Origin of the sequence: Thermogutta sp. (assembly GCF_014359955.1) — a bacterium.
Taxonomy (GTDB): domain Bacteria; phylum Planctomycetota; class Planctomycetia; order Pirellulales; family Thermoguttaceae; genus Thermogutta.
In genome coordinates this window covers 1-1,488 of record NZ_JACIYL010000959.1, presented here as the reverse complement: position 1 = coordinate 1,488, position 1,488 = coordinate 1, and the positions used below count along the sequence as shown (strand labels likewise).

Genomic DNA, 1,488 nt, shown 5'->3' with positions numbered 1-1,488 from the left:
CGTGGGGATCGCCGCGACGCCGACAGTGGGCGTCCTCGTACAGCACTATCGAGCTGCCGGTGCCATCCAGATCACGGCAAGCCACAATCCAGCCGAATACAACGGTCTCAAGCTCCTCAGCCCGGAGGGTCGCGTGATTCCGGATCGGTCCGGCAAGGAGGTGCTTGAGCGCTACCGCAGCGGGAAGTTCGACTGGGTAAGGTTCAATCGAATCGGCAGCGTGGAAACGTGTCCCGACACGATCACTCCCCATCTGAACGCGATTCTCAATACCGTCAATGTGGAAAGGATATCGCAGCGACGGTTCCGAGTCGTCCTGGACTCCAATCACGGGGCGGGCAGTCAGCTCGGCCTGGCCCTGCTGGAAAAACTCGGCTGTGAGGTCATTCCGAGGGGCGAAATTCCCAACGGTGCGTTTGAGCACCCGCCAGAGCCACTCGCGGAAAACCTGGTGGGGATTTGCCAGGTCGTCCGTGAGTGCCAGGCTGATGTCGGATTCTGTCAGGACCCCGACGCGGACCGGCTGGCGATCATCGACGGATCAGGGCGCTACATCGGCGAAGAATACACCCTCGCGCTGTGTCTTTACCATCGTTTGAAGTCACGCAAGGGGCCCGTCGTGACCAACTGTGCCAGCAGTCGGATGAACCAGGATATCGCGGCCAAGTATGGAGTACCTTTCTTTCGCTCGCCGGTGGGCGAGGCCAACGTTGTTGACGCCATGCTGGCCCACGATGCCGTGTTCGGCGGTGAGGGAAACGGAGGCCCGATTGATCCCCGCGTGGTTCTCATTCGAGATAGCTTTGTGGGGATGGCCTGCGTCCTCGATGCGATGGCGGAGGAAGGATGCGGCGTGGCGGACCTGGTCGCTCAGTTACCAAGGTACGCCATCGTCAAAACGAAGATGAGCTTTCCCATTGAGAAACTGGAGGCGGCTTATCAGGCAGTAACGCGCCGGTTTCGCGACGGTCGGACAGACCGAATGGATGGACTCCGGATCGACCTCCCCAATCGGTGGGTCCTTATCCGCCCCAGCAACACCGAGCCGATCATCCGGATCATCGCCGAAGCTCCCCGCGAAGAAGAAGCGATGGAGCTGTGCGAAACTGTGAAGCAGACCGTCGCCCCGTTGATCGATTGAGCTACCTTCGAAATCCAAAAAGAAGGCATAAAATAGAGAAAACGAACTGGAAAGGATTGCTGTCCGGTCTCGCCTGACCGCACTGCCTGGATTCAACCGGGCGGACCGTTCTTTAGCGGCATTTCCGGGCTATTTCTCGCCACAATCGGGACACTGTGGAAAAAAGAAGAGGGACAATAAATAACACAGATGAGTTGATGAACGTTCAAAAAAGGGCTTTCGGCAACGGTTGACATTCAAGGTAGCCTGTTGACGGGTAAGGGCCGGGAGGTCAGCACCACGACGAGGACGCGAAGCCAATGAAGAGTAAAGTTCGGACCTTCATCGCGGTGGAAGTGGCTGAGGGG

1 protein-coding gene is annotated in these 1,488 nt (G+C 58.3%); it reads left to right on the top strand.

All coding sequences use genetic code 11. The features are described 5' to 3' along the window. Positions 1-1,141 (top strand): phosphoglucosamine mutase (locus tag H5U08_RS18555; protein WP_297036566.1); only part of this gene is annotated, 1,141 nt, incomplete at its 5' end. Positions 1,142-1,488 lie beyond the last annotated feature (347 nt).